Here is a 23,117-nt window from a genome sequence, read left to right as displayed (position 1 = left end):
AATGAGCCATTTTCTCAAAACTGTCGCCACAAGGTGCCAGTTTTTGCAACAACAATAACCGTGTTCCGCGCGGTCGCATTCGAGGAAAACTAAATGAACACAGCAATCATGATGATGGCCATGTATAACGCCCGCCCGATCATCCCTTCCGAAGCGGTTGCAGCAGACTGGTTCAACCTGTCTGTCGGTAAATTCCATGAAAAGATCCGCAAGGGGGATATTCCTCTCCCGCTGGTAACCATGGAAGACAGCCAGAAGTGCGCAAAGGGTGTTCACCTGACTGACCTTGCGGATTACATCGACACGCGCCGTGCTGCCGCCGAGAAAGAACTGAAGCTGATGGGACACTGAGACGACCATGACGACACTGATGTTGCTATTGGCCCGCCATGATGGGCAGGAAGAGATCCCTTTCCGCCAGATGGCAAGGGAGTATTTTGGAATTGAACCGGAAGCTCTTGAGCGAAAGATCAACAAGGGGTCGCTTCAGATCGACCTCCCAGTTGAACGCTTGAAAGCCCTCCGCTCAAGTAACATCCCCTTAACCCACTTGGCGCGATACATCCAAGACAGGCGCGCAACCGCAATGTTCAAAATGGCAGAATACTCACCGGATACCTCGCCAAGGTAGCTTTTCTTGCACCGTGTCGCGTTCGGAATTTCGCGCACCTGAGAACGTATCGCTCGGAATTAGGGAAACCGGATCTCGCCTATGCGTCCAGTGAAACACCGGGAAAACCATGGTTACCAGCTGTGTGAAGCCGCCTCCGTATTTACGGCATTTCCGATGCGGAAAAATTGCTAAGGGCCCAAATGCCTTCCGGCCTCAATACAGACATTCGGAAATGACAGTTTTTTTAAATTCTTGACGTAAAGTCAGAAAACTTTCAATGTTACCTAAAGTCCAGACTGCCCTACTCAGAAGGTTTGCCCTTGCCACTCCCCGTTCGCTCCAGATTATCTAATGCAATCAAGACAGGATCCAAAGCCGATAAATCCATTGCAAACTATATGTTAGGCGCATTGGCTGAGGTTCCTTTTGAGACTGCGGCAAGCCTTGCGGCAAAGGTTGAGGTGAGTGAGGCCACGGTTGGGCGATTCTGTCGCTCGGTCGGATATAAAAGCTTCAAAGACCTCAAAGAGCATCTGAAAGCAGATCTGGGAGACCACCCCTGGCTGGTGAGCGACCGGCTGAACGAGATGCAAAGCAGTGCCCGCAAGGACAAAACCGATCTGACTGACGCCATGGAAATGGAAATCGCTGCGGTGGTGCGGATCTATGAATATGTCGGAACACCAGAATGGCAGAGCGTGGTCGACCGGCTGGCCCACACAGCCAATGTGTATGTGGCGGGCTTCCAGACCGAACGTGGGTTGGCGCAGTATTTTGCCAACCAGATGCAATACCTGAGAGACCGCGTGATGCTGCTTGATCTGGCGAGTGGCAACTTCGCCGAAGTGCTGGCCTCCGATCAAGACGCCTGCCTGGTGATCTTCGAGGCGCGCCGGTATTCCCGGATGGCCAAGGTGCTGGCACAGGAGGCGCAAGCCGCCGGCGTTCCGGTGACCATTGTCACCGACCTGTTTTGCGACTGGGCGCGGGACACCGCTGACGAAGTCTTTGTTGTGCCCACCCAGTTCAACCAGTTCTGGGATTCCACAGCGCAGATGGCAAGCCTGTCAAACCTTTTGATCAATAGCGTCTGCATGGAGCTCGGGCCCGCCGTCGAAGACCGCCTGAGCCGGTTTGCCAAGCTTTACGGCAGCATTACCGGCCATGTCGGTGACCCGGTCGCAACCATCGCAAAATGAAGAAAACAGAAATCCAAAGGGAGGAAACCAAATGAAACTCAGAAACATACTGGCGTCAGCCATACTTGTCGCAACTGCAGCGCAAACTGCATCCGCAGAGACCCTGCGACTTGGGACCGAGGGGGCATACCCTCCGTTCAACTACATCGAAGCCGATGGCAAGATCGCCGGGTTCGACGTCGAGATCGGGTTGGAGCTGTGCAAACGCATCGGCGTCGAATGCGATCTGGTTGCGCAGGACTGGGACGGGATCATCCCCGGTCTGCTGGCCAACAAATACGATTTCATCATCGCTTCGATGTTCATCACTGAAGAGCGCAAGAAGCAGGTGGATTTCACCGATCCTTACTATCTTGCGGCGATGACCCATGTCGTGCCCAAGGGCGCGGGCATCACCGAATTCACCAATGACGCCCTGTCGGGCAAGGTGATCGGCGCGCAATCGGGCACCACCCAGGCCGACTTCATCGAGGCCACCTACCCCGATGCCGATATCCGCCTTTATCCAACGCAGGATGAGGTGAACCTGGACATGGCCAGCGGTCGTATCGACATGCAGGTCGGTGACATGCTGCCAATGCTGGACTGGACCACCAAGTCCGACGATGGCGGCTGTTGCGAACTGGCCGGTGAGCCTATTACCGATCCGGCCTTTGTCGGCGAAGGCGTGGGCATCGCTGTGCGTCAGGAAGACGACGATCTGCGCGAAAAGCTGAACGCCGCATTGGCCGAAATCCGCGCTGACGGCACCTACAAAGCGATCAACGACAAATATTTCGACATTGACGTCTACACGATGAAGTAAACTCCCCCGTCCTCCCAGTAAAAAGGGTAATCCATGTTTGAACTATTCTCATACGGCGATACCGGCTGGGGGGACGAAATCCTTCGGGGGCTGGCGATCACGGTGCAACTGGCGATCGTCACGCTACCTGTCGGGCTTTGCCTGGGCTTCCTCGCGGCCTTTGCATCCATGTCAAAGCTGAGTGCATTGCGTGCCATTGGCTTTGGTTACACCACCGTCATGCGCGGCTTGCCGGAAATCCTGACATTGTTTGTTGTCTACAACGGCGTTGGACTGCTGCTGAATGCAGCCCTGAAGTGGTGGAACCCCGACGCCACGTTCATTGACTTCAGTCCCTTTGCCGCCGGAGTTGTGGCGCTTGGCATGGTGTTCGGTGCCTTTGCGGGTGAAGTGCTGCGCGGGGCATTCAATTCGCTCGATGTCGGCCAGACCGAAGCCGGGCGCGCAATCGGAATGACTGACGCGCAAATCTTTCGCCGCATACAGTTGCCGCAACTGTGGCGATTTGCGCTGCCGGGATTGGGCAACCTGTGGATCAACATGCTGAAAGACACCGCGCTTGTTTCTGTCATCGCGCTGAGTGATCTGATGCGCATGACCAAGGTGGCGGTGGGCGTGACCAAACAGCCGTTCACCTTCTACCTTGCTGCGTGCCTGATCTATTGGGCCATGTGTGTGCTGTCAGAGATTGTGCTGGCGCATATGGAACGCCGCGCCAATCGCGGCATCCGGAGGGCCTGAGATGAACCCGATGGACATTTTCCTCCAATACTGGCCGCGCCTGCTGGATGGCACACTGATGACGATCAAGCTGACCCTGCTGGGTGCGCTGATTGCCGGTATGGTGTCGCCGTTCTTTGCCCTGGTCCGGGTGCAGGCCTCGCCCATCGCACAAGCACCGCTGCGCCTTTACATCTCGTTCATGCGCGGGACACCAATTCTGGCGCAGTTGTTCCTGATCTTCTATGGGTCGGGCCAGTTTCGCCCGTTTCTGCAGGAATGGGGCCTTTGGACCTTCTTTCGTGATCCGTTCAACTGCGCGCTTCTGGCCTTTGCGCTGAATTCTACCGCCTATCAGACCGAGATCCTGCGCGGTGGCATCATGGGCGTGCCACAAGGCGAAATCGAAGCCGCCAAGGCGATCGGCATGAGCCGCACCCGCACCCTGCGCCGTGTGGTGTTCCCTCACGCCTACCGCATTGCATGGCCGGCGCTTGGCAACGAGGTGATCCTGCTGATGAAAGCCAGCGCGCTGGCCAGCATCGTGACCGTCTTCGACCTGATGGGACGCACGCGCCAGATCTTCTCGCGCAGCTTCGATTTCTCGGTCTACCTGTGGGCGGCGCTGATCTATCTGTGCATCACCGCCATTTTCGTCCTGCTCTGGCGGCAGGCCGAACGCCGTCTCAGCCGCCATATCGACCGCCCCGGAAAACCGCGTGCCAATGCGCAGACCGTGAAGGAATCCCAAGCATGACCCAGCCGGAACTTATTCTGAAAGCCGAGGACATTCACAAATCCTTTGGTAGTCTCGAAGTCCTCAAGGGCATCTCGCTTGAGGCCCGCAAACATGACGTGATCTCGATCCTTGGCTCGTCCGGATCAGGCAAGAGCACGTTTCTGCGTTGCCTGAATTTTTTAGAAATCCCGACTTCGGGTAAAGTCACCGTGCATGGCGAAGAAGTGCTGGTCAAAAATGGCAAGCCGCAGAACACGCGTCATATCGAGGAAATCCGAAGCCATCTCGGTATGGTTTTTCAGCAATTTAACTTATGGACTCACCGCACAGTTCTGGAAAACGTGATGGAAGGCCCCCTTCAGGTCAAACGCGAAACCAAAGCCGAGGCACGCGACAAGGCCGAAGCCTTGCTGAAACGCGTCGGGCTGGAAGAACGGATGGACATGTATCCTTCGCAGCTTTCTGGCGGTCAGCAACAGCGGGTTGCTATCGCGCGCGCCTTGGCGATGGAACCCGACGCAATCCTGTTTGACGAACCCACGTCTGCGCTGGACCCTGAACTGGTGGGCGAGGTTTTGAAGGTCATGCAGGATCTGGCCGCCGAGGGGCGCACCATGATCGTCGTCACGCATGAGATGGGATTTGCCCGCGAGGTGTCCTCCGAAGTGGTGTTCCTGCACGAAGGCCACATCGCGGAACAAGGCCCGCCGGCCGAGATGTTCGCCAATCCCAAAACCGAAGAATTCCAGCGCTTTATCGCCAAGGTGATGTAAGCCCCTACTCGAACGAAAGACAAATTAGATGCTGCATTCACACCCTGCGCACCGTCCGGGCGTCCTGATCGAGGCCGCTGAGCTGCGCATCGTCAGCCTGCCGCTGCTGATCCCATTTGTAATCTCGACCGGCACCATGACCGGCAAGACTTTCCCCCTGCTTGTGCTCAAAGGCGAAGGGTTGGAGGGCGTGGCCGAAGGCGTCATGGACCCGACACCCGATTATCTGGAGGAAACCATTCCCAGTGCCATGGCGTTTCTACGCGATGTGCTGTTGCCGCAGATCGTCGGGAAGCGCTTTGCGACACCTTACGAGCTGGAGCAAATCCTTTCGCCGTGGCGAGGAAACCGCATGGCCAAGGCGGTGGTGGAAATGGCATTCTGGGATCTCTGGGCCAAAACCCTGAACCTTCCACTGAAAGCCGCGCTTGGCGGGGTTCGTGATCATGTTGATGTCGGCGTAAGCCTTGGCATTGCGCCGATTGAAAAAACGCTTGAGCGCGTCGATGAAGCCGTCGCACAGGGTTATAAGCGCACTAAACTGAAGGTCGCGCAGGGCCATGACGTAAAGATTGTAGCAGCAGTGCGCGCCGCCCACCCCGACATCAAACTCACGGTGGATGCAAATACGGACTATACTCTCTCTGATACGCCTGTGCTTCGGGCTCTGGATGAGTTCGCGCTGGATTATATCGAACAACCCCTCGCCTTTGACGACATCCACGATCATGCCAAACTGCAACAGTTGGTCAAGACCACCATTTGTCTGGATGAAAGCATCAAAAGCGCCAAGGATGCGCGCGTTGCCTTGGAAATCGGTGCCGCGAGGGTCATCAACATAAAAGTGGGCCGCGTCGGTGGCTTTATGGCCGCTCGCGCCATCCATGACACCTGCGCTGCCTTTGATGCGCCGGTCTGGTGTGGCGGGATGCTGGAAAGCGGCATTGGCCGCGCACACAACATCCATCTGGCGACGTTAGCGAACTTCACCAAGCCCGGCGACACTTCCAGCGCCAGCCGCTATTTCAAACGCGATATCATCAACGAACCGCTCGAAGCCGCGAACGGCCAGATGCCGGTGCCCACAAATGGACCCGGCATCGGCGTCACGTTGGACTACGATTTCCTTGCAACCGTCACCGACCATGTCGAGGAGATCCAGACATGAACATTCAGAACGAGGGCCTGGTGCTGCGAGAACTGTCGGGTGTTGCAGAACTCAAAGACTCGGAACATTTCCAGAAAACCGTTTGGGGGGAGGACGACCCGCCCGACAACTCCGACCTTATGCTTGCAATCCAACACGAAGGTGGGCTGGTAGCGGGCGCGTTCAAAGATGGGCGGATGCTGGGATTCCTTTTCGGTTTTCCGACCTCGCAGGCGCATATTCAACATTCGCACCGGCTCGCCGTGCATCCTGACAGTCGTGGCATGGGACTGGGGATGAAGCTGAAATGGTTTCAGCGCGACTGGTGCCTTTCGCGGGGTATCACTTTGGTGCGCTGGACCTATGATCCACTGCGTCGCATCAATGCAGGGCTGAACATCACGCGCCTTGGTGCCACAGCCAGAACATATCACGAGGATTACTACGGCCAGATGGAGGGCATCAACGCTGGCGTCGCCTCAGACCGCCTGGTGGCTGACTGGGCGTTGAATGCGCCCCATGTCGAGGCGTTGGCGAAAGGCACGAATGGGGTCGACGCAGCTCTCTCGGCACCTTCCGAAAGCTGCCTGGAAGTGGACGTTCCTAATGATTTAGATAGGCTATTGTCCACAGATTTGGACAAGGCGATTGCCGAACGGTTGCGCGTGCGCGAGGCACTGACCACGGCATTTTCAAAGGGTTATCGAATTACAGGATTTGACACCGAAACTTGCCGCTATCTTCTGACCCGGTTATGAGGCCCGAAGCGCTCAGTTCCCGGGGCTCAAATCCGGAGTCATTCTTGGTGCTACATTCAGTGCTACAAAAAACCGCCAGTTTTCACAACACCAACAAAACAAGGCCCTTCAGGGATCACCCATCCAATCCATCATGGGGGCGATCGAAAGGCGCGCGGCGTGGGTTATGTCATTGTTAGTGCTCATCGCGCGCTACATAATGGAATGACGTGGTTAAAGCCAGATGCCACTGTCAGTCGTCAACAATCAATGCGAGGAACGTTCGAATGCGAAAACGTCACCCCGTGAACGTTCGGGGTTTTCGGCGAAACCTTGCGCCGTTAACAGCGTCCTGTTTTCATTTTGGCGATCATGGTCGGCCCAAGAAGAGGTGCCTCCGGTATTTCTACCCTGTAATATGTTGCGACAATCTTTGGCGCATCAGGGGTGGCGATTTTGCGGCGCAGGGTCACAAGCAGTAGCCCTTTTCGTGCGAAGCACTCCGCATAGGGCGCGTAAGTTTGTTCGAGTCAACCTGCCGCACGTGGGCCTAACAACAATCCCGCGCGAAACTGACCGCAGATAGGATCAAACCGTATCGAAACTCTACCGCGGGGCCATGCGGATTGCACCGTCCAACCGGATGACTTCTCCGTTCAACATGCTGTTTTCAACGATGTGGCGCACCGTGGCAGCGTATTCTGCCGGATCGCCAAGGCGTGACGGGAACGGGACTTGGGCGCCAAGGCTGTCTTGTACCTCTTGCGGCAGCCCTGCAACCATTGGTGTTTTGAAGATACCCGGCGCAATGGTCATCACGCGGATGCCGTCGCGCATCAGGTCGCGTGCCATGGGCAGGGTCATTCCAACGACGCCGCCTTTTGATGCGGCATAGGCCAGTTGCCCGATCTGCCCATCAAACGCCGCGATCGAAGCCGTATTGACGATCACGCCACGTTCGCCGTCATCGGTCACCGGGTCGGATTGCGACATGCCTGCCGCCGCTTGGCTGGCACAATTGAAGGTACCGATCAGGTTTACGCCGATGGTTTTGGTGAAAACGTTGGGATCGTGCGGTTCGCCCTTCGATTGCGTTTTTGAGGCAGGTGCGATACCTGCACAATTGACCAAGACATGCTCTTGACCATGGGCCGCGCGCAGGATTTTGAACCCTTCAGCCACCGATGCGGGATCGGAAACGTCCACCTTGGCAAATGTGCCGCCAATCTTGTCGGCCATCGCCTGCCCGGCGTCTTCGTTCAGGTCAAAGATACCAACCTTCGCCCCGGCAGTTGCCAACGCCTGTGCCACAGCGCCGCCCAACCCGGACGCACCCCCGGTGACGACGGCAACGGTGTTTTCAGTGATTTGCATGGCAAGCCCTCCGTTTATGGTCTGCAGCGACATAGCAAGAATTGCACAAGCGTTCAATAAATCCTGACAGTCAACCAGAGTTACGCAGCGTCGCCCTGCCCCGACTTGATCGGCACAGCACCGTTCACCTGCCCCAACGCCCGCATGGCTGCAAACTGGGTCAGATACACACAACCGGTCAGGTTTTCGACAAAATGCGTTCGCATCAGTCGATCCATCACTGGGCCTTTGACCTCGGACAAGCTAAGCGTGATGCCAGCGTCGCCCAATTGCCGGTTCAGTTCTTCCAGCGTTTCCAGCGCGGACAGGTCGATCTCGTTCACCGCAGAGCACATCAGCACCACATGCTTGATGCCGCCTTTCGCGACGCGGGCCAGCAGGTAGTCCTCGATAAACCGCGCGTTGGCGAAATAGAGGTTCTCGTCCAGCCGTAGCGTCACCAGTTCCGGGTGGGTCAGAACCTTGTGGCGGTTGATGTTACGGAAATGCTGGGTGCCGGGGACCAATCCGACCTCGGCAATATGAGGCCGCGAGGTTTTGTAAAGATACAGCACGATGGACAGGATCACGCCTGTCGAGACGCCGATTTCCACCCCAAAGCTGAGGGTCAGCAGGATGGTTGCCAGAACGGCGGTGAAATCCGCGCGATGATAGGCCCATGTGGCGCTCAGGATGTGGAAATCCACAAGGCTCAGCACGGCGACAATGATGGTCGCGGCCAGCGTGGCCTTGGGCAGGAAGAACAGAAGCGGCGTCAGGAACAACGCCGCGCCTGCGATGCCGATCGCGGTGAACGCACCTGCCGCCGGGGTTTCCGCACCCGCGTCAAAGTTGACGACCGAGCGCGCGAAGCCGCCTGTCACCGGATAACCGCCCGACACGGCCGCCGCGATGTTCGACGCGCCCAACCCCACAAGCTCCTGATCCGGCACGATGCGCTGGCGTTTCTTGGCGGCCAGTGTTTGAGCGACCGAAATGCTTTCGACAAACCCTATGATCGAAATCAGCAAGGCGGACCCAAACAGGCTGGTCCAAAGGTCCGCATCAAAGCTAGGGAATGTCAGCGGCGGCAGTCCCTGCGGCACGTCCCCCACGATGGCCACACCCTTCGATTGCAGGTCAAACCCCCAACTGATCAACGTCGTAACCGCCACCGCACCCACCGGTCCGGCTTTTGCCAGAATTTCCGCCAGTCGCTTGCCAAGACCAAGCGACAAGAGCAATGGTTTCAACCCTTTGCGCACCCAAAACAGGAACGCAACGGACGCCGCCCCGATGGCAAATGTAACGAGGTTGATCTGGCTGACATGCGACAGGAGCGAGCCGAGAAGCTCAAACAACGAATGCCCGTGCGCCTCAATCCCGAAAATGTGTTTCAACTGGCTGGTGGCAATCAACAGCCCCGAGGCCGTGATGAACCCCGCGATCACCGGGTGGCTCAGGAAGTTCGCCAGAAAGCCCAGACGGAACACGCCCATGACCAGAAGGATCATGCCAGACAGAAAGGCCAGCGTGATCGCGGCAAGGGCATAATCCGCAGGGTTGTCTAACCCCAGATTGCCCACTGCAGCTGCTGTCATCAGGCTGACCACTGCCACTGGACCCACCGCCAAGGCGCGTGATGTGCCAAAGATCGCATAGGCCACCAGCGGCAGGATCGAGGCATAAAGCCCCATCTCGGCAGGCAGACCCGCCAGCAGCGCATAGGCCAGCGATTGCGGGATCAGCATGATCGTGACAATCACCGCCGCCACCAGATCTGAGCTCAGCGTCGTGCTATCATAACGTCGGCCCCAATCAAGAATTGGTACAAAGCGTCTGAGGGCAGCGCCGCGCGCCGCCAGATCATGCTTCGAATTCATGAGCTTTTCCTAAGTATTGCCGGGGATTACCCCCAGATATTCAAGCGTTTGCCTGCGCTGTCATCCACAGAATTTCGCATCGTGCGCCTGAACGACAATAGGCGAAAACGGGTCCTGCGGCGGTATCGACCACACGCCGAAATTCGTTCATCACCGCAAAGGCGTCGTCGCGGTTCGACATGGGAAGAAACGATGTCGCCAGACCTGCCGCTTCGGCGGCTGCCCTGATATCCGCCCAGGTGGGCTGTCCCGGCTCTTCGCCATCCGGTCGGTTGCACATCACCACGGTGAAGCCCGCCGCCTTGATGTCAGGGATGTCGCCTGCGGAGATCTGGGGGGCGACCGTCACCTTGTCGTCGAGTTTCTTCATCTGCATCAAACTGCCTTTCCAAGCATGATCTTAAAGCGTGTTAACGGGCACTTTCAGGAAGGTCTTGCCATCCTCGTCCGCGGGCGGCATGTCACCTGCGCGCATATTGACCTGAAGCGACGGAATGATCAGTCGCGGCATGGCCAATTGGGCATCACGTTCTGTGCGGAATTTCACAAATTCTTCTTTGGTCTTGCCACCACCCACATGGATGTTATGCGCTTTTTCCTCTGCCACGGTGGTTTCCCACTGAATGTCACGCCCGTTCGGCCCGTAATCGTGGCACATGAATAGCCGCGTTTCATCGGGCAGTGCCAGCACCTTCTGGATCGAGTCATAAAGCTCGCCCGCGTCCCCACCAGGGAAATCGGCCCGCGCAGAGCCGCCATCGGGCATGAACAACGTATCGCCCACGAAGGCCGCGTCGCCGATCACATGCACCATGCAAGCGGGGGTGTGGCCGGGCGTATGCATCACGAACGCGTCCATCGTACCGATCTTGTATGTGTCGCCATCTTCGAACAACTGGTCAAACTGACTGCCGTCACGCTGAAACTCGGTGCCTTCGTTGAAGACCTTGCCGAACACCTCCTGCACAACGGTGATCTGGCTGCCGATACCGATCTTGCCGCCCAGTTGCTCTTGTATGTAAGGCGCGGCGGACAGGTGGTCAGCATGGACATGGGTTTCGATCACCCAGTCAAGCGCCAACCCTTCGGACTTGATATAGGCGATAATTTCGTCCGCGTGGTTATGGGTGATCCGGCCAGCGGCATAGTCGATGTCCATCACACTGTCGATCACGGCACAGGCCTTCGACGCGGGGTCTTTGACCACATACGAAATGGTGTTTGAATCCTCTTCGAAAAAGGCCTTCACCTCGGGTTTGAGGGATGTGTTGACGGGATAGTCGCTCATGATCTGTCCTTTCCAGTCTGTCCAGGCGCGATCGGCGCCCAATGATTAGTTTGCCTGCGCGGCATCGCGGCGGCGCGCGGTGTTTGTGATCATCCAGCGGGCCAGAAACAAACCCGCAACCATTGAAACCGTGAAGATCAAAACCGAGGGGTTCCCGGTCGAAATCACGGGCAAGGCGGCACCAGGGCAGAACCCCGCCAGCCCCCAGCCAAGACCAAAGGTGAACGATCCCAGCACCAGTTTTCGGTCGATCAACCGGGTGCCGGGCAGTTTGAAGCTTTCGGCGAAGGCGGGTTTGGGGCGTTTGAACACCAGCATGTAGCCCGGTGCGGTCACCAGAAGGGCCGCCCCCATGACAAAGGCAAGGCTGGGGTCCCATGCCCCGAACACATCAAAGAAGTTCAGCACCTTGGCTGGATTTGCCATGCCCGAGATTGCAATCCCAAGCCCAAAGACGACGCCTGCCAGATATGTCAGAAAAAGTTTCATTTTAATCCCCCTTCACAACCCGATAACGTGACGGGTCAGAAAGACCATCACCGCCGTGCCTGCCATGAAGGTCAGCGTGGCGACAATGGATCGCGGAGAAAACCGCGCCATGCCGCACACGCCGTGCCCCGACGTACAGCCAGAGCCATAGGTGACGCCGACGCCGACGATCAACCCGCCGACGATCATCGACAGGGTAGACACCGGCACCTCGATCGCCGGGAAACCGCCTGTTGCCGCCAGAAAGATCAGCGGACCGGTCAGCATCCCCGCCAGAATGGCCGCGCGCCACGACCAGTCGGTCGAACTGCTGGGCTGCAAAAACCCTGCCAGAATGCCGGTCGCGCCGAACACGTTGCCACGCACCCACATCAGAAACACCGAGGCAAGGCCAATCAGTGCCCCCCCGAATGCGGATGCCCAAGGAGTAAATTCGGTTTCGATCATGTCTGCCTCACCAGATGTCTTGTTCGCGTGTTAAGTTAAGTGCACATATCGGCAGGAGCAAGTCTTACATTCATTTTATTGAATGTTTTTTTTAATCTTTCGCCACGTCACGCAAAACCCCGCCTGCCATTCGGACACGCGGGGCCTGATTTTTCAAGATATTTGACGCGATTCAGTTGGACACAGCTTCTTTCACGATATCGTCAAGCAGCATCTGAACCTTTTGCATGTCACCCTCGGGATACTTGCGATACCCTACGTGGATATCACCATCGGTATCCGTCACGAAGATGCCATAGGGGCAAAATGCGATGTTCATGGGATCGGGTTCCATCACTTCACGGCTGATCTGGGCCGAGCAGAACAGGTAGATATCGGCTGCGTCATAGATTTTGACGTCTGACCCGACATCGCCTTTTGTGCGCTCAAGCATCGCGCCGGTGTGGCTGACATAGTCGATCACAAGCCCTTTGCCGACAATCGCCGTTTCGACCGCGAAAGTCGCGTCATCAAAGTCGCCCTCAAACGCATAGGTGATCGCATGCTCGGTTTCCTGCATATCGTGGTTGTCGGCCATGGCTGGCGTTGCCAGCAGAACGGCGGACAGTGTGGCAGTCAGTAGCTTTTTCATATTGGACGCTCCTCGTCGATCAGTGGGCAAGACCCGGACCTTCCCCTGACAGTGCCGGGGCAGAACACCTGCCCCGGTCGTACAGAAAACATATTCCCCGCTGCGAATATTTACAACAGGTTCAACCAAACATGTCGGCTGTGATCCCGGCATACCAGCCGATGCTTTCCTCGTAGGTGGCCTTGCGTAGTTCAGCATCCTCGCCGGTCTGGCTGATAAACCCATCCACCTTAGCGATCTTTTCATCGGTGGCCTCGTAGCTTGCCCCTACCTTGACGCCATCATCACTATCGATCAGCGACCAACAGGTGTTGGTGAACTTGGCCGGGAACAGCTTCGACCCCGTCAGTGCGGACCGCACCGCCATCGCTGCCACCTTGGCCTGACTGTTGGCGGCAAAGCCGGACTTGGGCATGTCGCCCTGATGGCTGGCGTCGCCCAGCACATGGATGTTTTCATCCATACGGCTTTGCATGGTGTACGGGTTCACGGGTGCCCAATTGCCATCGGTGATGCCTGCAATCTCGCAAATACGCCCGGCCTTCATGGCGGGGATCACGTTGCAGACATCAACCTTGGTTTCCTCGCCATCGATGGTCAGCGTCATCGCGTCCGGATTGACCGAGACGTTGCCGCCCCCGAAATCCGGCCCGATCCAGTCAATCATGCCGTCATAGTGCCGACCCCAACCTTCCTGAAACAAAGCCATTTTCGAAAACTTCTCTTTCGGGTCGGCGATGATGATCTTCGCGGTCGGGTTCTTTTCCTTCAGAATATGCGCCACCATCGAGATCCGCTCATACGGCCCCGGCGGGCAGCGGAACGGGTTGGGTGGGGCCACCATGGCAAAGGTGCCGCCTTCGGGCATCGCTTCGATCTGCGCCTTCAAAAGCTCGGACTGCGACCCGGCCTTATAGGCGTGGGGCATCTTGTTTTGCTGGGTAACATCCCAGCCCTCGACCGCGCCATCGACGAAATCAATGCCGGGCGACAGGATCAGGCGGTCATAGGGCAATGTCGCCCCACCGGCCAGCGTGACCGTACGCGCCTCGCGGTCGATCCCGACCGCCCAGTCATGCACCACGTTCACGCCAAATTCGGACGCCAGCTTGCCGTAACTATGCGCAATCGAACCAAGCTCACGGAACCCCGCCATGTAAAGGTTTGAAAAGAAACATGTGTAATAGCTGCGCGTGGGCTCGACCAGCGCCACGTCGATCTCGCCGTTGCTATCCTTTGCGATGTAGCGCGCGGCTGTTGCGCCACCTGCCCCACCCCCAATAACAACCACCCTAGGTTTGCCGTTGGTCGAGGCGTGCGCCATTGGAGCTGACAACGTCGCAGCTGCTGCCCCCGCCGCAGCCCCCCCCATGAAAAGACGTCTGTTCAGTTTCATATGAATTCCTCCCAATTTGGTGCGATATCCGCGCGCACCGTTCGCGTTTGACCGGCCCGTTCGGGCCTGCCTGCCTATGAACCGGCCATCGCGAAATAGGTGGCCAGGGCGGCAATCTCTTCGTTGGACAGGCGGCCTGCCATCATCTGCATCACGGGATGGGGCCGGAACTTGTCCTTGTAGGCGTGCATGGCGACCACAAAATCTTCGACCGGCCAGCCGATAATGCCCGGAATACCGTCATAATCACCATCCAGCTGATGGCACGACACACATTCCGACGACAGGTATTCGCCATATTCCGGGTCGCCCTGAATGGCGAGGATGGCGGGGTCGACCGAATGATCGGTGCCCGCAGCCGTCGGCGCGGCTTCCGGAATGTTGCTTGGATCATCGGAATACCTGCGCAAAAATGCAAGCAAATCAGCGCGTTGCTGCGCGTCTTTCAACCCCTTATACGCCATCCGCGTGTCCGACGCGAAGGCTTTGGGGTTTTCGACATAGCGATCCAGCAGATCAAAGTCCCAGACCAGCCCGTCTTTGCCCATGCGCGTCAGCCCGTTGGAGTAGTTGAACCCCTCAATCGCGGCCGCGCGACGGCCGAAAAGACTGTTCAGATGCGGCCCGACCCGGTTTTTCGCCCCTTGCCCAACGGAATGGCAACTTGAGCATTCGCGAAACATGGCCTCGCCCTTGTCGGCATCCCCGATCTCGTTGGCAAAACTCGGTGTCGCTGTGACGGCCAAGGCGGCAAAGCAGGTCGTAATGTGTCGAATCCAACGCATGCAAAAAGCGTAACGTGTTAACCTGACGCACTCAATAATATTCATATCATGATGCGTGCATTTGGCTGGAATTTTCGATCACCACACGTCAGGCGTTTCGCCCTTCTCGTCCATCTGCTGGAACACATCCTGAAGGTAACGCTGGAACACCTGATCCTGATAGGCATCAGATGTGACAAATTCCAAAGACTTCAGAAAATGGAATGGCTTGAAGTAACCGGGCATCCGAAACGCTTCAGCGGCGCGGGCGGAACTGTTATCAGGGGCATCCGAGGGGAATATCACCACAGTTGGCGTGAAGTTCACACCCCATTTCACGGTCAGATCACGCTCTTCCAGCGCCTCACCGTCGAAATCGACGACCTCGCGCGCGCCGAACATGTTCAACTGCACGACCATGAAATTTTCCCGCAGGTGATCCACGATCTGCTGACGCGCAAAATTGACCTCGTGCAGCTCGCGGCAATAGGGGCAGCCTTGTTGTTCGATCAGGATCAGAAGATCTTTGCCATCCGCCCCGGCTTCGGCCAGATCATCGGCCATTTCAAGGAAGCTGTCGGTGAACCAAGGCTGTTTGTGCAGCCCATCATCGCCCAGTTCAGCGGCTGTTAGGGACGAACCGGTTACATAGACAAGAATGCCAAGACAAAGTGCTAGAACGCGCATTGGACCCTCCTATATGTTGCTGCGGAAATTTAGCACAGACACGGCCATTCCCCAAACCAGAGTCGGAAAAAAAGGCGCCATTGTTAACCAACGGCGCCCAGGTCGGGGAATTCATCGTTTACTGGCTGTGCGATTTCAAAAATTCGAGGATCGCTTCGATATCCGCATCCTTTTTCAAGCCAGCGAAGGTCATCTTGTTGCCCTTCAGATAGTTGCGCGGGTTGGCCAGATAGCCCGACAGGCTTTCCGTGTCCCACACCAACCCGCCTTCGCCAGCGGCCATCATCGGCTTGGAGTATTTGAAGCCGTCAACAGTGCCAGCGGTTCGACCCCAGACACCGTTCAACGCGGGTCCAACGCCATTTTTCGCACCCTCACCCACCTTGTGGCAGGCTTTGCATTTCTTGAAGACCTTTTCGCCATCGGCAGCAAGGTCGGCGTCAAACGCAACAGCCATAGGGGTTTCGTTGTCGTCAGCAGGGGATGCGGCTTCGTCCGTGGCGGCGGGGGCTGTGGTTTCCACCTCGCCCGCATCAGCACCCGCATTCGGGTCGCCTTTGAAAACGACGTTCTTCGTGATTTCGACCGCGCCGGATTTGCAATCGCTCATGCAGCGCTCGGTGAATTTGCCATACTCGGTCTCGGGCCGGTCATCGATGATGAACCCGTCCGCATTGGGCATCTCGACATCCAGAAAGGTGTCTTTCGACAAGGTGAAGTCCTCGTCCACCAAGTAGTTCGAGTAAAGTATATAGGCCACGATCGCGTAAACATCGTCGTCTGACAGAGTCTGGGCCGACCCGAACGGCATTGAACGGCGCACATAGTCAAACGTGGTCGAAAGGTAAGGCCAGTAAGACCCCACCGTCTTCAGCGGATCTTCATCCGCCAGACTGTCTTCGCCGCCCGCCAGTTTCGGCCAGTTGTCCACACCTTCGGCAAATTCACCATGGCAAGACGCACAGTTCTCCGAAAAGACCGTCTCGCCGGTCAGCACATCGCCAGAGCCTTCGGGCAGGTTTGATCCATCTGGAAATAAGTCCAGATCCCATGCCCCGACTTCGGCATCGGTGGCCGCGCGGCCAAGACCCAGCTTGTCCGCCATCGCGGGGGCGGCTGTCAGGGTGGCAATGACGGTCGCCATCAGAAACTTAGGAAACTTCGACATTGTTCGCCTCCCCGTTTGCGTTGACATGCCAAGTTTGGATGCCGTTGTTGTGATAGATCGAGTTCAACCCGCGCACATCGCGCAATTGCGTTTTGGTGGGCTGCACATAGCCCGAGGAATCCATCGCGCGCGACTGTAGGAACATTTCCGACCCGTCCCAGTCGATATCCAGATAGAAGCGGCTCAGCGCCATCGGCTTGCCGGGTTCGGCCAGCCGCGCCTCTTGCCACGTGACGCCACCATCGAGTGAGACATCGACCGCCGTGATCGCGCCGTTGCCTGACCATGCAAGCCCGGTGATAACCAGCGGGCCTTTACCGTGCGTGATCGGCATTTGCGGGCTGGGGCTGGTGATAATCGACTTGGCGTCCATCGTCCAAGTCCACTTGCGCGATGTGCCATCTTCCAGCGTGTCGGTGTATTTCGAGGTCTCTTCCCGGCTTTCCACCGGCTTGTCCATCACCTCGATCCGGCGCAGCCATTTGACCCACATGTTGCCTTCCCAACCGGGCACGACAAGACGCACGGGATAGCCGTGTTCCATGCGCAGCGCTTCGCCGTTCGCTTTGAAAGCAACCAAACAATCATCCAGCGCCTTTTCGATTGGGATTGACCGGCCATTCGAGGAGGCATCCGCCCCCTCGACATAAACCCACTTGCCTGCCAGATCGCCTGCAGCGTCCAGCCCGGCTTCTTCCAGCAAGGTGCGCAGGGTGACGCCGGTGTATTCCATGTTGTGTATCATGCCGTGGGTGTATTGCGCCCCGTTCAGTTGCGCCCCCGCCCATTCCATGCCGGTGTTGGCGGCACATTCCAGAAAGAATGTGCGCGTAACGCGCGGGAAACGCTCAAGATCGGCATAGCTGAACACCAAGGGCGTATCGACCATGCCATTGATCATCAACCGATAGTCTTCCTTCTTCAGCGTGATCGCACCCGAGTGGTGACGTTCAAACGCACAGCCCTGCGGGGTGATCGTGCCGTCCAGCGCGTGAATGGGCGTGAAGTTGATCGAGCTGATCGTGTCCGCCGTCAGCCATTCCACAGTGCGCCGCACCACGCCTTCTTCGAACTCAATCGGCAGGCCATACGGCGTTGCATCAACACCGTCCCCAAAACCGCTCGCCCAGTCCTGCACCTCGGTGATCAGCGGATCACCTTCGGCCCGTGCGGCCCCTGCGGCTCCAAGCGCGGCCCCTGTTGCCGCGGCCCCTTTCAGGAACGCGCGGCGGGATGCGCCCGATTTCGTAGAGCTGTCAGTCATTTGGCATCTCTCCTCTTGCATTTCAATATTCGCCTATGTGCATGGATAGGCTGGAAAAATGGCCCGAAGCATCTCTGCTCCGGGCCGTGTCAGATCAAGCGCCGACCACTGTGACCGAGTTGTTCGGGTCCAGTTTGACGGTGCCTTGTTTCTTGATGTGGCTTTCGACCACATCCCATATCTGCGGACCTTCCGTGCCTTCGTTCACGCTGGCCCAGCCCGCGACCACATAGCTTTTGGCCGGATCAATCGCCTCGCCGGTTTTCAGCAAAGTCATCTCGGTGATGCGGCTGCCTTGCGGCTTGGTGATGTCGATGCGGTAGCCCATACCACCGATGCGCACCATGTCACCGCCCTGCTGGTAATAGGGATCGGGGTTGAACAGGTTGTCGGCCACATCCTCAAGGATCGTGTGAATGAACTCGCCGGTCATTTTGGTGCGGTAGGCCTTGCCGTAAGACATCGAGGTCACGTTCCAGATGTCTTCGCGCGTGATCTCCTGCCCCGGCAGGATCGACGGCCCCCAACGCACACCGGGCGACATGGCAATGTCCGCCTCGCGTTCGTTGATCAGCGCGTCACAGATCAGATCGTCCCACGAGCCGTTGAAATTGCCGCGTCGATACAGAAGCGTGTCGGTGGTGCCGATCACCTCTTCCAACTCGGCCTTGTAGGGCGCGCGTTGGTCGTCGATCAGTTGGGTGATGGTCGCGTCCGGCGTGATCACGTCGGCGAAGATCGGGATCAGCTTGTGACGGATGCCCATCATTTTGCCATCGCGCACATCCAGATCGACGCGGCTGACAAATTTCGAGTTCGATCCCGAGGCGATGATAAACGTCTGTTCGACCTGCACGGGTTCGGGCAGCGCATCGTGGGTGTGACCCGACAGGATCACGTCGATCCCCTTGACCTTGCCCGCCATTTTCTTGTCGACGTCAAAGCCATTATGGCTCAGCACAACGACCAGCTCAGCGCCTGCCGCACGCACTTCGTCCACCATCGCTTGCATATTCTCGTCGCGAATTCCGAACGAGTATTCAGGGAACATCCAGCCGGGGTTGGCAATCGGCATATAGGGGAAGGCCTGCCCGATTACCGCGATCTTCACCCCGCCGCGTTCGAAGAACTTGTAGGGCTTGAACAACTCGGCCGGTTCGTCCCACTCAGCGTCAAAGATGTTCTGACCCAGGGCGGCGAAGGGCAGCCCCTCGACGATCTCGTTCACCCGGTCTGATCCCAGCGTGAATTCCCAGTGGAAGGTCATCGCGTCGGGTTTCAGCGCGTTCATCACATTAACCACGTCTTGGCCCTGCGTGTGGTGACAGGTGTATGACCCATGCCACGTGTCGCCGCCATCCAGCAGCAGCGCATCGGGACGTTCTGCGCGAATGGCGTTCACCACGGTCGCCACACGGTCCATCCCGCCAACACGACCATATTCGCGGGCAAGAGCCGAAAAGTCGTTATACGTCAGCGCATAAGCCGAGGGCGATCCGTCCTCGATGCCATAGGCGCGCCGGAAATCCGCACCGGTCACATGTGGCATCTGCCCTTTCGCGGGGCCGACGCCCAGATTGATCTCAGGCTCGCGGAAAAAGATCGGCTTTAGTTGCGCGTGAATGTCGGTGATATGGATCAGACTGACATTGCCGAACGTGTCAAACTTCAGAAGATCATCCTGCGTCAACGCCTGTTGCGCGGCCAATTGCGCCCAGTTGCCAAAACCAGAAGCGCCATACAGCGCCGAGGCAGCCATCGAGACCTGAAGAAAATCACGGCGAGAGATCATGAGCGGTTTTCCTTGGCTTTCAAACCCTTGGTGACCACAAGTCATGCGCAGGTTTGAATGTGTTCACGAAAAGAAACCCCGCCCGGATGAACCCGGACGGGGCGAAAGACTTAGTTACGGACAGATGGCCCTTCGACCGACAGACCGTTGCCGCGCGAGGCGACATAAAGCTCAAGTGCAACGAACTCGTCTGAACCGGGGCTGAATGTCTCGGCGCGGGTGTCACGAATGCAGCCCTTGAAGCGTGAATGCGACCCGTTCAACTTGGTGTTTTTTAAACGATAGGTCGGGAACCCGTTGATCTGGCCTTGGCTCAGGTGGTCTGCACGGATCATGTTGCCATAGTTGTTTTCATGGCAATTCGCGCAACTTAACTCCAACTGACCGTAACGGGTATAGTAGATCTCTTTTCCCATTTCCCACGTGGACTGAGCGGGACCGTCAATTGCGACATTGACTGGCATACCACGCGAAACAGACGCCAGAAGCGCCTCGACGTCAATCGCAGCGGACTTATCGTAACCCCAGGGCTCGGCACCCATGCGGTTTTCACGACAATCGTTCACCTGCATCTGCAAGGTGCGCACTTCGCCGGCCTCTTCGTTCCATTTGGGATAGACGGCTTTGACGCCAGCCATTTCTTCCGGCTCGCCGTGGCAATCGGCGCAGGATTTCCCTTCCGATCCGTCAACTGTGGACCAGATTTCCATCCCGTTTTCGACACCCAGCATGCCGGGATTGTCAAAATCATCCATCTGCATGGTTTGTGTCTGATCCGACCGGAACCGCCAGCCGGACATAACTTCATCCAGCGCATCCGACAGATGCGCCGGTGCTGCGGTCTTGGTGACGATTTCGATATCGCCATTGATGATCAATTCGGCGTTTTCATCGGCTGTGGCAATCGCCGCCCCGGTGAACGAGGCAGCGACCAAAGCTGCTATGCCGTGAAGTTTTCTCATTATTGTTTCTCCTCCCTTGCGCCGTGCTTAGCTGACTGCAATTGGCTTCGTTTCTTCATAGACCGAGCCGTCATCGTCATACCAAGTGAACTTGAACTCACCTGCCTCATCAACAGTGGCATCAAATTCAAGATACGGGTTGGTCGAGATTGCAGGTTCCAGCGTCACGTCGATCACCATCTTGCCGTTCAACTCGCATGTGAAACGGTTAATGATCGAGCGCGGGATAAGATTGCCATCGCCGTCTTTGCGCTGACCCGATTCCATCTTGTGGCTGATCAGGGTCTTCAGGGTCACCACTTCACCGGCGCTTGCCGACTTGGGGACTTTCACGCGGGGTTTTACACCTTTTGCCATGTCTTCAAGCTCCTCTGATTAGCCGCCGCAGCCGCCGATGGTGACTTTTACCGTCGATGACGCCTTCACGAAGCTGCCATCGGGCATCTTTGCAATGGCGATCACGTCCTGCGTGCCTGCCAGTCGCATCCGGGTCGAGGCTGCCTGACTGCCAGCCGCTTCGCCAAAGTTAAACTGTGCAACGCCGGGTGTCGGGTTGCCCGCCGCCAGCACAATGATGCTTTCTGCACCGGGCGCGTCGACCGAAATCGGAACAGTGTTGCCGTTCTCGGCAATCTCAGGCGCGGTCAGGGTGATCCCACCCTCGCCCATCTCCGCGCCGCCGGTAAAGGCGGCAATCGCTTCATCCGCGGCGGCAGCGGCGCGCATCGGCAGCATGGCCACGGCGGTTGCGCCGAGACCGAGTGCCAGAGCTTCACGTCGTGTGAATTTCATCTGTGTCTCCTGTAGATAGGGTTGGCCGATCCGTGCGCTTATTGCAGCGTCATCAGATAGGCGACAACATCTTCGATCTGCTGCGCTGTCAGCAGCGGTTCAACTTCGCCTTCATGCGCTTTGCCGGTATAGGCATTGCCAAGGCGGGTAAATCCATCCGTCTTATAGAACGACGGCATCATCGAATCTTCGAACATCATCTTGGCATTCGCCACGATGCCGCGCAGTTCCGCCTCGCTCCACCGGTCGCCAGCGCCGTCAAGCAGAGGCCCCACCTCGCCGTGGAACGGCACGTCGGCCAGATCGGTAATTTCGTGACAGGCAACGCAGTTGCCCAGTGATTTTGTCGATACGACTTTGGCGCCTTCCATCGGATTGCCCGCGACACCTGTCAAAGACTGGGCAATGGCCCCTTCTTCATAGGTTACGTCTGCTGGCGCTACCGTTTCAGCGTTCGCCATTCCAAGCCCTGCAAGCAGAGCGACAAGCGTGATCGTTGTCCGCTTCATGTTACCTCCCATGACCGTTGTGTGCACAACTGTGTGCAAGGTAACATGCTAAGTAATTTCCGCAACATCAAATTCTAATTTTTGAATTATTGCGAAATCTGATCGGAAGTCTCAGTGCATATGTTGCGCGTTATACCCTGCCCTTGCGTCTGAAACCGCAATAAAAACAGGTGGTCGGGTTATCGCTTTAGCCCAGATTTCCAAACCATGGCATCCACTCCAACATGAACTGGCCGATGGCATTCACGCTGTTGGTCGCGATCAGAATCGCAAAGACCACCAGCATCACGCCCATCGCGCGTTCGACCCATGGCAGGTACTTGCGATTACGCCCGGCCCAGGCCAGAAACGGGCGCGCAAACAGCGCCGCGATCACGAACGGCGTCGTCATCGCCAGCCCATAGACCGCCAACAGCAACGCGCCGCGCCACAGATCACCCATCCCCGAGGCAATCATCAGGATCGAGGCTAACGCCGGCCCCACACAAGGCGTCCAGCCAAACCCGAAGGCCAGCCCCATCACATAAGCCCCGATCAGCGTGCTGGGGGCAGCTTTGCTTTCCAGTCTTGCCTCGCGATACAGAAACGGGATCTTCACGATACCAAGGAAGTGCAAGCCGAACGCCAACAGAACCGCCGCCCCGACATAGCTGAGCGGTTCTTTATACCGAGCGAAAGCCGATCCCAGCGCCGTCGCCCCAAGCCCCAGCAGAATGAAAATCGTCGTTACGCCAAGAGCGAAGGCAACAGCAGACACCACGAGCCGTCGCTGAGCACCTTGGCTGATCCGGCCCTCGCCCGTCAGCTCGTTCATCGAGATGCCAGCCATATAGCACAGGTAAAACGGCACCATGGGCAAGATGCAGGGCGTAAAGAAAGACAGCAACCCGGCTAGGGCCGCTCCAGCAAATGAAATGTCGAGCATGACCATTCCTTGAAATCAGGACATATTCAAATTA

At 57.4% G+C, this 23,117-nt stretch carries 27 protein-coding genes and 1 pseudogene; 10 read left to right on the top strand and 18 right to left on the bottom strand.

The features are described 5' to 3' along the window. The first annotated feature begins 93 nt into the window (after positions 1-93). From MWU51_RS06025 to MWU51_RS05980, 10 genes and pseudogenes are all read left to right on the top strand, one after another. Positions 94-351 carry a pyocin activator PrtN family protein gene (locus MWU51_RS06025; protein ID WP_247035632.1) on the top strand — a complete coding sequence of 86 codons (258 nt, stop codon included), beginning with the start codon at positions 94-96 and terminating at the stop codon, positions 349-351. Between the two features lie 7 nt (positions 352-358). Beyond that, positions 359-631 (top strand): pyocin activator PrtN family protein, encoded by a 273-nt coding sequence (locus tag MWU51_RS06020; RefSeq protein WP_247035630.1) that lies wholly within the window; start codon positions 359-361, stop codon positions 629-631. Positions 632-927: 296 nt separating this feature from the next. Next, positions 928-1,149, top strand: a pseudogene (locus tag MWU51_RS17130) (RpiR family transcriptional regulator); the annotation flags it as partial. Between the two features lie 30 nt (positions 1,150-1,179). Further along, positions 1,180-1,812 carry an SIS domain-containing protein gene (locus MWU51_RS06010; RefSeq protein ID WP_247038882.1) on the top strand — a complete coding sequence of 211 codons (633 nt, stop codon included), beginning with the start codon at positions 1,180-1,182 and terminating at the stop codon, positions 1,810-1,812. A 31-nt stretch (positions 1,813-1,843) separates the two neighbouring features. Continuing rightward, positions 1,844-2,617 (top strand): ABC transporter substrate-binding protein, encoded by a 774-nt coding sequence (locus tag MWU51_RS06005; RefSeq protein WP_247035628.1) that lies wholly within the window; start codon positions 1,844-1,846, stop codon positions 2,615-2,617. Between the two features lie 33 nt (positions 2,618-2,650). After that, positions 2,651-3,358, top strand: a complete 708-nt coding sequence (locus tag MWU51_RS06000) for an ABC transporter permease (protein ID WP_247035626.1) — start codon at positions 2,651-2,653, stop codon at positions 3,356-3,358. Positions 3,359-3,368: 10 nt separating this feature from the next. Further along, positions 3,369-4,094 (top strand): ABC transporter permease, encoded by a 726-nt coding sequence (locus MWU51_RS05995; RefSeq protein ID WP_247035624.1) that lies wholly within the window; start codon positions 3,369-3,371, stop codon positions 4,092-4,094. Next, positions 4,091-4,849: an amino acid ABC transporter ATP-binding protein gene (locus tag MWU51_RS05990; protein ID WP_247035620.1), complete on the top strand. Its 759-nt coding sequence runs from the start codon at positions 4,091-4,093 to the stop codon at positions 4,847-4,849. The genes MWU51_RS05995 and MWU51_RS05990 overlap by 4 nt, the downstream gene beginning before the upstream one ends. Positions 4,850-4,877: 28 nt before the next feature. Beyond that, positions 4,878-6,017, top strand: coding sequence for an o-succinylbenzoate synthase (menC, locus tag MWU51_RS05985; RefSeq protein ID WP_247035619.1), 1,140 nt, complete (start codon positions 4,878-4,880; stop codon positions 6,015-6,017). Next, positions 6,014-6,754, top strand: coding sequence for a GNAT family N-acetyltransferase (locus MWU51_RS05980; protein WP_247035618.1), 741 nt, complete (start codon positions 6,014-6,016; stop codon positions 6,752-6,754). The genes menC and MWU51_RS05980 overlap by 4 nt, the downstream gene beginning before the upstream one ends. A gap of 585 nt (positions 6,755-7,339) precedes the next feature. On the opposite strand, the gene MWU51_RS05975 is transcribed toward MWU51_RS05980, so the two are convergent. From MWU51_RS05975 to MWU51_RS05890, 18 genes are all read right to left on the bottom strand, one after another. Further along, positions 7,340-8,107, bottom strand: a complete 768-nt coding sequence (locus MWU51_RS05975; protein ID WP_247035617.1) for an SDR family NAD(P)-dependent oxidoreductase — start codon at positions 8,105-8,107, stop codon at positions 7,340-7,342. An 80-nt stretch (positions 8,108-8,187) separates the two neighbouring features. After that, complete coding sequence (sulP, locus tag MWU51_RS05970) at positions 8,188-9,969, bottom strand: sulfate permease (protein WP_247035615.1); 1,782 nt, start codon at positions 9,967-9,969, stop codon at positions 8,188-8,190. 40 nt (positions 9,970-10,009) lie between these two features. Beyond that, on the bottom strand, positions 10,010-10,339 hold the full coding sequence (locus tag MWU51_RS05965; RefSeq protein WP_247035613.1) for a TIGR01244 family sulfur transferase: 330 nt from the start codon (positions 10,337-10,339) through the stop codon (positions 10,010-10,012). A gap of 30 nt (positions 10,340-10,369) precedes the next feature. Next, on the bottom strand, positions 10,370-11,257 hold the full coding sequence (locus MWU51_RS05960; RefSeq protein ID WP_247035611.1) for an MBL fold metallo-hydrolase: 888 nt from the start codon (positions 11,255-11,257) through the stop codon (positions 10,370-10,372). Between the two features lie 45 nt (positions 11,258-11,302). Continuing rightward, positions 11,303-11,746 (bottom strand): YeeE/YedE family protein, encoded by a 444-nt coding sequence (locus tag MWU51_RS05955; RefSeq protein ID WP_247035610.1) that lies wholly within the window; start codon positions 11,744-11,746, stop codon positions 11,303-11,305. Positions 11,747-11,758: 12 nt separating this feature from the next. Next, entirely contained in the window at positions 11,759-12,193 is a 435-nt protein-coding gene (locus tag MWU51_RS05950; protein WP_247035609.1) for a YeeE/YedE thiosulfate transporter family protein, read from the bottom strand. Positions 12,194-12,365: 172 nt separating this feature from the next. Next, positions 12,366-12,824, bottom strand: a complete 459-nt coding sequence (locus tag MWU51_RS05945; protein WP_247035608.1) for a DUF302 domain-containing protein — start codon at positions 12,822-12,824, stop codon at positions 12,366-12,368. A gap of 121 nt (positions 12,825-12,945) precedes the next feature. Then, complete coding sequence (locus MWU51_RS05940) at positions 12,946-14,220, bottom strand: NAD(P)/FAD-dependent oxidoreductase (protein ID WP_247035607.1); 1,275 nt, start codon at positions 14,218-14,220, stop codon at positions 12,946-12,948. Positions 14,221-14,294: 74 nt separating this feature from the next. After that, entirely contained in the window at positions 14,295-15,005 is a 711-nt protein-coding gene (locus MWU51_RS05935) for a c-type cytochrome (RefSeq protein WP_247035606.1), read from the bottom strand. Between the two features lie 78 nt (positions 15,006-15,083). Next, a complete protein-coding gene (locus MWU51_RS05930; protein ID WP_247035601.1) occupies positions 15,084-15,671 on the bottom strand; it encodes a thioredoxin family protein in 588 nt (195 codons plus the stop codon). Positions 15,672-15,789: 118 nt separating this feature from the next. Beyond that, complete coding sequence (locus MWU51_RS05925; RefSeq protein ID WP_247035599.1) at positions 15,790-16,839, bottom strand: c-type cytochrome; 1,050 nt, start codon at positions 16,837-16,839, stop codon at positions 15,790-15,792. Then, complete coding sequence (gene soxC, locus MWU51_RS05920; protein WP_247035598.1) at positions 16,823-18,103, bottom strand: sulfite dehydrogenase; 1,281 nt, start codon at positions 18,101-18,103, stop codon at positions 16,823-16,825. Before soxC ends, MWU51_RS05925 begins: the two co-directional genes overlap by 17 nt. A gap of 94 nt (positions 18,104-18,197) precedes the next feature. After that, positions 18,198-19,895 carry a thiosulfohydrolase SoxB gene (gene soxB / locus MWU51_RS05915; protein WP_247035588.1) on the bottom strand — a complete coding sequence of 566 codons (1,698 nt, stop codon included), beginning with the start codon at positions 19,893-19,895 and terminating at the stop codon, positions 18,198-18,200. Between the two features lie 110 nt (positions 19,896-20,005). After that, positions 20,006-20,857: a sulfur oxidation c-type cytochrome SoxA gene (gene soxA, locus MWU51_RS05910; protein WP_247035586.1), complete on the bottom strand. Its 852-nt coding sequence runs from the start codon at positions 20,855-20,857 to the stop codon at positions 20,006-20,008. A 27-nt stretch (positions 20,858-20,884) separates the two neighbouring features. Next, positions 20,885-21,214, bottom strand: coding sequence for a thiosulfate oxidation carrier complex protein SoxZ (gene soxZ, locus MWU51_RS05905; protein ID WP_247035584.1), 330 nt, complete (start codon positions 21,212-21,214; stop codon positions 20,885-20,887). Positions 21,215-21,232: 18 nt separating this feature from the next. After that, entirely contained in the window at positions 21,233-21,649 is a 417-nt protein-coding gene (gene soxY / locus MWU51_RS05900; RefSeq protein WP_247035581.1) for a thiosulfate oxidation carrier protein SoxY, read from the bottom strand. Positions 21,650-21,687: 38 nt separating this feature from the next. Further along, the gene (gene soxX, locus MWU51_RS05895) at positions 21,688-22,158 is read right to left on the bottom strand and encodes a sulfur oxidation c-type cytochrome SoxX (RefSeq protein ID WP_247035579.1); all 471 of its coding nucleotides are present in this window, start codon (positions 22,156-22,158) and stop codon (positions 21,688-21,690) included. A 187-nt stretch (positions 22,159-22,345) separates the two neighbouring features. Beyond that, on the bottom strand, positions 22,346-23,083 hold the full coding sequence (locus MWU51_RS05890) for a cytochrome c biogenesis CcdA family protein (RefSeq protein ID WP_247035578.1): 738 nt from the start codon (positions 23,081-23,083) through the stop codon (positions 22,346-22,348). Positions 23,084-23,117: the final 34 nt, after the last annotated feature.

This window comes from Aliiroseovarius sp. F47248L (assembly GCF_023016085.1).
GTDB lineage: Bacteria > Pseudomonadota > Alphaproteobacteria > Rhodobacterales > Rhodobacteraceae > Aliiroseovarius.
The sequence above is the reverse complement of the archived record's forward strand: the minus strand, read 5'-3'. Positions and strand labels throughout refer to the sequence as shown.

Excerpts from the sequence above, each read along its gene's own strand:
- MWU51_RS05935 (WP_247035606.1), bottom strand. The coding sequence starts at position 15,005 with ATGCGTTGGATTCGACACATTACGACCTGCTTTGCCGCCTTGGCCGTC.
- MWU51_RS05925 (WP_247035599.1), bottom strand. The coding sequence starts at position 16,839 with ATGTCGAAGTTTCCTAAGTTTCTGATGGCGACCGTCATTGCCACCCTG.
- menC (WP_247035619.1), top strand. The coding sequence starts at position 4,878 with ATGCTGCATTCACACCCTGCGCACCGTCCGGGCGTCCTGATCGAGGCC.
- soxC (WP_247035598.1), bottom strand. The coding sequence starts at position 18,103 with ATGACTGACAGCTCTACGAAATCGGGCGCATCCCGCCGCGCGTTCCTG.
- soxA (WP_247035586.1), bottom strand. The coding sequence starts at position 20,857 with ATGAGAAAACTTCACGGCATAGCAGCTTTGGTCGCTGCCTCGTTCACC.
- MWU51_RS06020 (WP_247035630.1), top strand. The coding sequence starts at position 359 with ATGACGACACTGATGTTGCTATTGGCCCGCCATGATGGGCAGGAAGAG.
- MWU51_RS06005 (WP_247035628.1), top strand. The coding sequence starts at position 1,844 with ATGAAACTCAGAAACATACTGGCGTCAGCCATACTTGTCGCAACTGCA.
- MWU51_RS05965 (WP_247035613.1), bottom strand. The coding sequence starts at position 10,339 with ATGAAGAAACTCGACGACAAGGTGACGGTCGCCCCCCAGATCTCCGCA.
- MWU51_RS05960 (WP_247035611.1), bottom strand. The coding sequence starts at position 11,257 with ATGAGCGACTATCCCGTCAACACATCCCTCAAACCCGAGGTGAAGGCC.
- MWU51_RS06000 (WP_247035626.1), top strand. The coding sequence starts at position 2,651 with ATGTTTGAACTATTCTCATACGGCGATACCGGCTGGGGGGACGAAATC.
- MWU51_RS06025 (WP_247035632.1), top strand. The coding sequence starts at position 94 with ATGAACACAGCAATCATGATGATGGCCATGTATAACGCCCGCCCGATC.
- MWU51_RS05945 (WP_247035608.1), bottom strand. The coding sequence starts at position 12,824 with ATGAAAAAGCTACTGACTGCCACACTGTCCGCCGTTCTGCTGGCAACG.
- soxB (WP_247035588.1), bottom strand. The coding sequence starts at position 19,895 with ATGATCTCTCGCCGTGATTTTCTTCAGGTCTCGATGGCTGCCTCGGCG.
- soxY (WP_247035581.1), bottom strand. The coding sequence starts at position 21,649 with ATGAAATTCACACGACGTGAAGCTCTGGCACTCGGTCTCGGCGCAACC.
- sulP (WP_247035615.1), bottom strand. The coding sequence starts at position 9,969 with ATGAATTCGAAGCATGATCTGGCGGCGCGCGGCGCTGCCCTCAGACGC.
- MWU51_RS05995 (WP_247035624.1), top strand. The coding sequence starts at position 3,369 with ATGGACATTTTCCTCCAATACTGGCCGCGCCTGCTGGATGGCACACTG.
- MWU51_RS05930 (WP_247035601.1), bottom strand. The coding sequence starts at position 15,671 with ATGCGCGTTCTAGCACTTTGTCTTGGCATTCTTGTCTATGTAACCGGT.
- MWU51_RS05890 (WP_247035578.1), bottom strand. The coding sequence starts at position 23,083 with ATGCTCGACATTTCATTTGCTGGAGCGGCCCTAGCCGGGTTGCTGTCT.
- MWU51_RS05950 (WP_247035609.1), bottom strand. The coding sequence starts at position 12,193 with ATGATCGAAACCGAATTTACTCCTTGGGCATCCGCATTCGGGGGGGCA.
- MWU51_RS05975 (WP_247035617.1), bottom strand. The coding sequence starts at position 8,107 with ATGCAAATCACTGAAAACACCGTTGCCGTCGTCACCGGGGGTGCGTCC.
- MWU51_RS05990 (WP_247035620.1), top strand. The coding sequence starts at position 4,091 with ATGACCCAGCCGGAACTTATTCTGAAAGCCGAGGACATTCACAAATCC.
- MWU51_RS05940 (WP_247035607.1), bottom strand. The coding sequence starts at position 14,220 with ATGAAACTGAACAGACGTCTTTTCATGGGGGGGGCTGCGGCGGGGGCA.
- soxX (WP_247035579.1), bottom strand. The coding sequence starts at position 22,158 with ATGAAGCGGACAACGATCACGCTTGTCGCTCTGCTTGCAGGGCTTGGA.
- MWU51_RS05955 (WP_247035610.1), bottom strand. The coding sequence starts at position 11,746 with ATGAAACTTTTTCTGACATATCTGGCAGGCGTCGTCTTTGGGCTTGGG.
- MWU51_RS05980 (WP_247035618.1), top strand. The coding sequence starts at position 6,014 with ATGAACATTCAGAACGAGGGCCTGGTGCTGCGAGAACTGTCGGGTGTT.
- soxZ (WP_247035584.1), bottom strand. The coding sequence starts at position 21,214 with ATGGCAAAAGGTGTAAAACCCCGCGTGAAAGTCCCCAAGTCGGCAAGC.